This is a genomic window from Phenylobacterium sp., assembly GCF_030654915.1.
In the GTDB taxonomy this organism is placed as follows: domain Bacteria; phylum Pseudomonadota; class Alphaproteobacteria; order Caulobacterales; family Caulobacteraceae; genus Phenylobacterium.
In genome coordinates this window covers 1-7,060 of sequence record NZ_JAURWM010000132.1, presented here as the reverse complement: position 1 = coordinate 7,060, position 7,060 = coordinate 1, and the positions used below count along the sequence as shown (strand labels likewise).

Annotated in this window: 8 protein-coding genes; 3 read left to right on the top strand and 5 right to left on the bottom strand. The window is 67.9% G+C overall.

The window, feature by feature from the left end; genetic code table 11:
* The 4 genes from Q7T84_RS06740 to Q7T84_RS06725 all read right to left on the bottom strand — a co-directional run.
* Positions 1-844: fatty acid desaturase family protein (locus Q7T84_RS06740; RefSeq protein WP_304806996.1), on the bottom strand; the 844-nt coding region annotated here is incomplete at its 3' end.
* Positions 844-1,479 (bottom strand): TetR/AcrR family transcriptional regulator C-terminal domain-containing protein, encoded by a 636-nt coding sequence (locus Q7T84_RS06735; RefSeq protein ID WP_304806994.1) that lies wholly within the window; start codon positions 1,477-1,479, stop codon positions 844-846. The genes Q7T84_RS06735 and Q7T84_RS06740, both read right to left, overlap by 1 nt.
* 42 nt (positions 1,480-1,521) lie before the next feature.
* Positions 1,522-2,292, bottom strand: a complete 771-nt coding sequence (locus Q7T84_RS06730; RefSeq protein WP_304806993.1) for an SDR family NAD(P)-dependent oxidoreductase — start codon at positions 2,290-2,292, stop codon at positions 1,522-1,524.
* Positions 2,289-3,023 carry an SDR family NAD(P)-dependent oxidoreductase gene (locus Q7T84_RS06725; protein ID WP_304806991.1) on the bottom strand — a complete coding sequence of 245 codons (735 nt, stop codon included), beginning with the start codon at positions 3,021-3,023 and terminating at the stop codon, positions 2,289-2,291. The genes Q7T84_RS06730 and Q7T84_RS06725 overlap by 4 nt, the downstream gene beginning before the upstream one ends.
* 155 nt (positions 3,024-3,178) lie before the next feature.
* Between Q7T84_RS06725 and Q7T84_RS06720 the strand changes: the two genes are divergently transcribed.
* Complete coding sequence (locus Q7T84_RS06720) at positions 3,179-3,592, top strand: MerR family DNA-binding transcriptional regulator (RefSeq protein WP_304806990.1); 414 nt, start codon at positions 3,179-3,181, stop codon at positions 3,590-3,592.
* On the opposite strand, the gene ubiA is transcribed toward Q7T84_RS06720, so the two are convergent.
* Positions 3,589-4,521 carry a 4-hydroxybenzoate octaprenyltransferase gene (ubiA, locus tag Q7T84_RS06715; RefSeq protein WP_304806989.1) on the bottom strand — a complete coding sequence of 311 codons (933 nt, stop codon included), beginning with the start codon at positions 4,519-4,521 and terminating at the stop codon, positions 3,589-3,591. The two genes, Q7T84_RS06720 and ubiA, sit on opposite strands and share 4 nt — an antisense overlap.
* A gap of 383 nt (positions 4,522-4,904) precedes the next feature.
* Between ubiA and Q7T84_RS06710 the strand changes: the two genes are divergently transcribed.
* Entirely contained in the window at positions 4,905-5,702 is a 798-nt protein-coding gene (locus Q7T84_RS06710; protein WP_304806988.1) for a bifunctional 2-polyprenyl-6-hydroxyphenol methylase/3-demethylubiquinol 3-O-methyltransferase UbiG, read from the top strand.
* Between the two features lie 104 nt (positions 5,703-5,806).
* Positions 5,807-7,060, top strand: a 1,254-nt coding sequence (locus Q7T84_RS06705) for an ABC transporter ATP-binding protein (RefSeq protein WP_304806987.1), incomplete at its 3' end; no start/stop codon positions are given.

Here is a 7,060-nt window from a genome sequence, read left to right as displayed (position 1 = left end):
TCGCGCGGTGGATGGCGGGAAGCTGGGCGCAGCCTGCGTACATGAACATGTGATGCTCGCAGTGGTAGTTCACATAGTACGGCGCGATGAACAGGCGCTCGACCACGCTGGCGCGGGTGGTGCGGGCCTGGCGCATCGGGTCGGGCTCGTTCTTGTCGATGCAGGCGTGCTCGGCGAAGTTCCGCAGGCGCGAGACCCGCGGATACCAGGTCGCCTGGGGCAGGACCCACAGCACGGGCCAGATCCACCACAGTCCGAACGGCGCGCCGGCCGCGGTGACAAAGACGCCAAAGGCCAGCCAGCGACGCTTGCGGCGGATCTCCTCGGTGATGATCGGCAGCAGCGGCTCGCCGGGCTTGCGCTTTTTCAGGCGCTGAACGAAATCGCCGAACCGTTGCTTGAAGAAGGTCTGGCCGGTCAGGTCGCGGATGATCTTGCGGCGCAGCGACAGCGGCGTGATCGGGAACGGCGCCGAGAGGCCAAGATCGGGATCTTCCGACTGTTGGGCGAACCGGTGATGGGTCAGGTGATAGGGGCGGTAGCGATGCAGCCCGCCGCCGGTCAGCCATTCGCCCATCCAGTCATTGACCTTCAGATTCTTGTGCAGGGCGCCGTGGGCGGCGTCGTGCATCAGGATGGCCAGGCCAAGCTGACGCGTGCCGATAATCATGACGGCGAGCGGCAAGGTCAGCGGCCAGACCACCACCATGGCGCCGGCCGCGATGATCAGCGCCCAGGCGTGGGCGATCATCGCCGGGCCTTTCCAGGATGAGCGCGCTGAAAGCGGAGCCCATTCCTCTGGCGTGAAGAATTGCTTGGGATCGAGGCGGGTGGCGGCGGCCATCAGGTTTCCCCTTGGGGATGCGCGGCGCGGTGGCTGGCGCCGCTGTGCCGGAGGAGGGCGGACATTTCGTCGATGGCTTCCTGGCCGGTCGCACCGGTGGCGCCGTCGCGCAGCGCCACGCCGAGCGCCAGGGTCCAGAACCGGCGGGCGGTGGTGGCCGGATCATCGCCGCCGGACCAGCCGTGTTGGGCCTTGGTTTCGGCATAGGCGCGGTCGCCCTGGGCGTGAAGCCGGTCGAAGGTCCGCTCGATCAACGGAGCGAGGTCTTGGCGCCGACGGGTGAGGGATAGGGCCTCGACGAACAGGGCCAGGCCCGGCGAACCGATCACCGTCTCCACCAGCCGGCGATTGTAGTCCGAGCCGGTCAGCGCCTGGGCGGCCGAGGTTTCGGCTTGGCGGGCGACATAGAGCACCTCGCGGCAGGCGGCCTCGACGAACAGGGCCTCCTTGGTGCGAAAGTAATAGGTGATCTGGCTGGGGAAGGCCCCGGCGGCGGCGGCGATGTCGGCCACCGCGACCCCGGCCAGGCCCTGCGCCTTGAAGAGTTCGACCGCCGCGTCGAGCAGCCGCGAGCGCATCCGCTTTCCGGGCTCCCGCACGGCGCGCAGTTCGGCCAAGGGTCGGACGTTGGTCATGCCCTATTTGTATGCCGTACAAATAGGGTCGTCAAGGTCGCGTCAGGCATTGCGGGCGGTCAGTCCCCCGTCCACGGGGATCACCGCGCCGGTGATGTAGGACGCCGCCGGCAAGCATAGGCTGAGCGTGATGTGGGCCACCTCGTCAGGCTCGCCATAGCGGCCCAGCGCGGTGCGTCGCCGGGCGAAGGTCGCCTTGTGTTCGTCAGGAACGGCGGCGGTCATGCCGGTGCTGATCGGGCCCGGGCAGACGCAGTTCACCGTGATCCCTTCGCGCCCCAGCTCGACGGCCAGGGCGCGGGTCAGGCCGACCACCCCGGCCTTGGCTGCGGCATAGGGGCTGTCCATCGCCGTCGCGCCCAAGGCCTCGGTCGAGGCGATGTTGACGATCCGGGCGGCCGAGGATTGGCGCAGGTAGGGCAGGGCCGCGCGCACCACCCGCTGGTGGGCGCTGAGCAGTATGGCCAGCGAGCGGTCCCAGACCATTTCATAGGCGTCGCTGTCGATGGCCGCGAAGCCGGAGATCCCGGCGTTGTTGACCACGATGTCGAGCCCGCCGAATTGAGCGCCGATCTGGGCCACGACGGCGGCGATCTCGGCGGGGTCGGAGACATCGAGCTTCCAGGCCTGTGCCGACAATCCGCGCTCGCGAAGTTGGGCGGCCAGGGCCTCGGCCGGCGCCAAGGCGTGGTCGGTGACGGCGACCTGCGCGCCCTCCTCGGCGAACAGTTCGGCGGTCGCCCGTCCCATGCCCGATGTGGCCCCAGTGATGAGCACCCGCGAGTCTTTGACCGATCTGCTGAGCCGGCTCATAGGCTGAGGCCCCCGTCGACGACTAGGGTCTGGCCGACCACGTAAGAGGCCAGCGGCGAGGCCAGGAACAGCGCCGCGCCGGCCATGTCGGAGGGCTCTCCCAACCGGCCGGCTGGAATGCTCCGCATCGCGCCGCGCAGGCGGTCCGGATTCTCGGTGGTGACCTTGGTCAGCTTGGTGTCGACCAGCCCAGGCGCCAGGCCGTTGACCCGGATGCCGTCGCCGGCCCAGGCCTGGCCTAGCGTCTTGGTCAGGCTGACGGCGCCGGCTTTTGACGCCGCATAGGCCGGGTTGCCGCGATTGGCCTGGAAGCCGGAGACCGAGCTGACGATGACGATGGAGCCGCGCTGCGCCGCCAAAGTGTCGTGGAACTTCATCGCGCAGGCCATCAGGCTGTCGAGGTTGATCGCCATCACCTGGTCCCAGCCTTCCGGCTCGAACTCGCCGCGCCGGTAGACCACCGTGCCCTGGCAGAGGATCAGCACGTCGAGGGTCTCGAACGGCGGGGCGTGGGCGGCGATCTGCGCACGGTCGCCGACATCGACCTTGGCGTAGGCCAGGCCCGTCAGGTCCGAGCCCTCAACCCCGGCATAGGCGCCAGCATCGGCGCGAGTGCCCCAGACGTGGACCTGCGCCCCGCGTTCCCGGAAGGCGTGGGCTATGCCGTTGCCGATGCCGCTGGAGCCGCCGACGACCAGGACGGTCTTGCCGGTAAAGTCGAGCTCGCCCATGGCCTAGCTCCTCCCTTTTCCGGCCATCCTTCCGCGCCAGGGTGATCGCGCACAAGCCTGACGCCGCGTCATGCTTGACGTAAGCCAAAGGCCAGGGAAGGTTCAGCGCCTGACAGGCGCGAGACAATCGCCTGCGGGTATCGGGAGAGACCAGAATGCTCACCAAGCTGCGCCGTCCGGCGTCCACCTTCACCATCACCCAGCTCTGCCGCGAGTTCAGCACGACGCCGCGCGCGCTGCGCTACTACGAGGAGCAAGGGCTGCTGTCGCCCAGCCGCGATGGTCAGGCGCGGATCTATTCCTACCGTGATCGCGCCCGGCTGATCTTGATTCTGCGGGGCAAGAGCGTTGGCCTAGCCCTGGCCGAGATTCGCGACATCTTCGACCTCTATGGCCGAGACGACGGGCTGATCGCCCAGAACACCCAGGCGCTGCGGAAATATCGCGAGCGCATCGCCGCCTTCGAGGCTCAGCGCGCCGAGATCGATACGGCTATCGAAGTCCTGCACGCGGCCAGCGCCGCGCTCGAGCAGGAGCTGAGCAAGTCTGGTCGGGCGGCGGCGGCCTAGAAGCCGCCCGTCGGGCCTTTCCAGGTCCCGGCCACCATGGCCAGGAACAGCAGGAAGCCCGCGAAGCTGTTGGACTTGAACAGCGCCAACGCGCCGGGGCCGTCATTGACGTCCAGGCGCGCGGCTTGGCGCGACAGGTGCATGCCGTAGAGGGCGACCGGCGGCAGGAATAGCGGCCCCAGCCCGCCGGCCCAGGCTGCGGCCAGCACGAGGGCGAAACACGCCACATAGAAGAACAGCACGCCCTTTTGCAGGTTGGCGCCCAGCCGCCGCGTCGAGGATTTAACCCCGATCAGGGCGTCGTCCTCGATGTCCTGCACGGCGTAGATCGTGTCGTAGCCCAGCGTCCAGAAGATGCCCGAGGCGTAGAGCAGCGCCGCTGGCCAACCGAGCGTCCCAGTCGCCGCGGCGAAGCCCAGCAGCGCGCCCCAGTTGAAGGTCAGTCCGAGCCAGGCCTGGGGCCACCAGGTGATCCGCTTCATAAAGGGATAGGCCGCGACCAGGGCCAGGGAGGCGACGCCCAGGCCGATGGCGATGGGCGGCATGGTCAGCAGGATCGCCAGCGAGATCAGCGAGCATAGCGCGATGTAGGCCCAGGCCTGCTTGACGCTGATCTGCCCCGAGGCGACCGGCCGGGCGGCGGTGCGCGCCACCTTGGCGTCGATGTCGCGGTCGACGATGTCGTTATAGGCGCAGCCCGCCGCGCGCATCAGCGCCGCGCCGACGAAGAACTTGGCGAGCAGCAGCAGGTCGGGGAGCAGGCTCTCCATGGCGGCCGCCAGGGCGACGCCTTGCCAGCCGGGCAGCATCAGCAGCCAAATCCCCGCTGGTCGGTCAAACCGGCCAAGCTTCAGCCATGGCCGTAGCGACTGCGGGGCGTAGCGGTCCACCCAGTTGGTGGGCGCGGCGTCGGGGAGGTGAGCGACCATGGCTCAGCATGTAGCATCGCCTGTTGCCTTCGGGCCACTGTCACGGCGCCACTTTACCGAGCGCCCGAAATAACGCGGGTCATTCGGATTGACAGGTCAATTCGAGGCGCGCAGGGTTCGCGCCGTTGTCGTCCGGCCCACAGCCATCTGAGAGGGAGGTGATCGAAGTGAAAGCACTAAATCATCGTCCGCAGATGCCGCTTGTCGCTGTGATCGCCCGCACCGGGGTCCGCGCCTAGCCGCGACCGGGCCCTCTTCGGGCCGATCTGCACCTTCATCGCCAGCCTCATGCCGCGCAGCCTTGCGCGTTCGCCGGCGCTCCCCGATTCCACGGATTTCCCGTCTGCCTAGCGCGAAGTCCGTCTGTCTCAAGAGACGACGACATGCCCATCGCCGAACCGATTTCGGTCCCTTCCAACGCCGCCGTTCCCAATCGTTACGGGGTGCTCTGCACGCAGATCTACGACCTCGACAAGCCGCCGGGCTCGCTGCCCGACGTGCCGTTCTATCTCGATCGGTTGGCCGGGACTGAGGGGCCGATCCTGGAGGCGGGCGTTGGAACCGGCCGCCTGCTGATCCCGCTGATCGAGGCGGGACTGGAGGTCGAAGGCTTCGACCATTCGCAGGACATGCTGGCGGTCTGCCGCCAGCACTGCGCCACCCGCGGACTGACGCCTTCGCTGCGCCGGTCCAGGTTCCAGGACTTCGCCTACGACCGCGACTTCGCGGCGATCCTCGTGCCGGTGGGGACCTTCACCCTGCTGGACGATTTCGCCGAGGCGTTCGCGGTGCTGGGGCGGTTCTTCGACCACCTGCGCCCGGGCGGCCGGCTGCTGATCGACCTTCTGCCACTAGCCTACCTGACCAACGAGAAACCGGACATCCGCACCTGGACCACCACCGAGGGTGATCTCCTGCGGATCGAGGGGCGGGTGGTCGAGATCGACCTGCTGGCCCAGCGCCGCGTCACCCACGATCGCTATGAGCGGTGGCGAAACGGGAAGTTGGTGGAGTCGGAGCTGGAGATCATGGCCTTCCGGCTTTGGGGCCTGAAGGAGTTCGAGCTGGCGCTCGCGGCGGTGGGCTTCGAGGCGATCTGCGTGGGCGCCGACCATCAGCCCGGCCGACGACCAGGTCGATCAAGTCGAATACTCAATTTCGAGGCCCGGCGACCCGCCTAGGCGGGGCGCGGCGAGGCGCCGGAGCCCGTGCTCCCCCACGGGCTCCGGCGCCCAACTCGATCTCATTCATCCCGGTTCGCACCGGGCCATTCGTGAAGTGCGCTATGACCGAACCCTACGACGACGATGAGGACCCGAACCGTCCTCGGATACTGACCAACACCCAAGTCCTGGGCTTCATCGTCCGCCATTGGCTGGGCGAGCCGCGCAAGTTCGCGCTGATCGTCGGTCTGATGCTGGTGGCGACGGCCTGCGACCTGTCGATCCCCTGGGCGACCCGAGCGCTGATCAACGCCGTCTCGAGTCCCGAACCGGTGACGCGCACGGCCTGGATCGCCTGGGCCAGCCTATCGGGCCTCTATCTGGTCTTCTACCTGATGCGCAGCGCCATGTTCCGCGCGGCCAACGGCTTCTACGCCCGGATCATGGCCCGCATCGTCAATAACGGGTTCAAGCGGGTGCAGGCCTTCTCGTCGGACTGGCACGCCTCGAACTTCGCCGGCGCCACCGTGCGCCGCGTCAGCCGCGCCATGTGGGGCTACGACAGCGCCTCCGACGCCCTGCTGATGATGCTGGCCCCGACCCTGATCGTGCTGGGCGGCCTGGCGATCTCGCTCGGTCTGCACTGGCCGCTGGCCGGCGTGTTCGTGGCGGTGATGATCGTTCTGTTTGGGACCTTCAACATCCTGATGTCGGTCCACTATGTCCGGCCGGTGAACCTGGTCTCGACGTCGCTGGACTCGAAGATCGGGGCGACGATGGCCGACGCGATCGGGGGCAATCCGGTGGTGAAGAGCTTCGGCGCCGAGGCCCGCGAAGAGGCGCGTTTCGGCCGCACGGTCGAGGCCTGGCGCGCGGCGGTGAACAAGACGTGGGATCGCTTCAACGTCGTCGGCTTTGGCCAGAACATGTTCCTGATCGTGCTGCAGGCGGGCCTGACCGGCTTCCTGGTCCACGCCTGGTCGCAAGGAAAAGCGACGCCGGGGGACGTGGCCTTCGCCATCACCTCGTTCATCGTCATGGCCGGCTACATGCGGAACTTCAGCGAGATCACCCAAATGCTGCAGAAGGGTCTCGACGACACTCTGGACGTCGCCTCCTACATGATCACCGACCCGCAGCTCGCCGACGCACCGGGCGCCGAACACTTCCGCGGCGAACTGGGCGAGGTGGTCTTCGACCGTGTGGTGTTCGGCTACGCCAACCAGCCGCGGCCGCTCTATGACGGCTTCACCCTGGTGGTGGCGCCAGGCGAGCGGGTGGCGCTGGTCGGGCCGACGGGGGCGGGCAAGTCGACCTTCGTCAAGCTGATCCAGCGGCTCTACGACTTGCAGGGCGGCCGGATCCTGATCGACGGC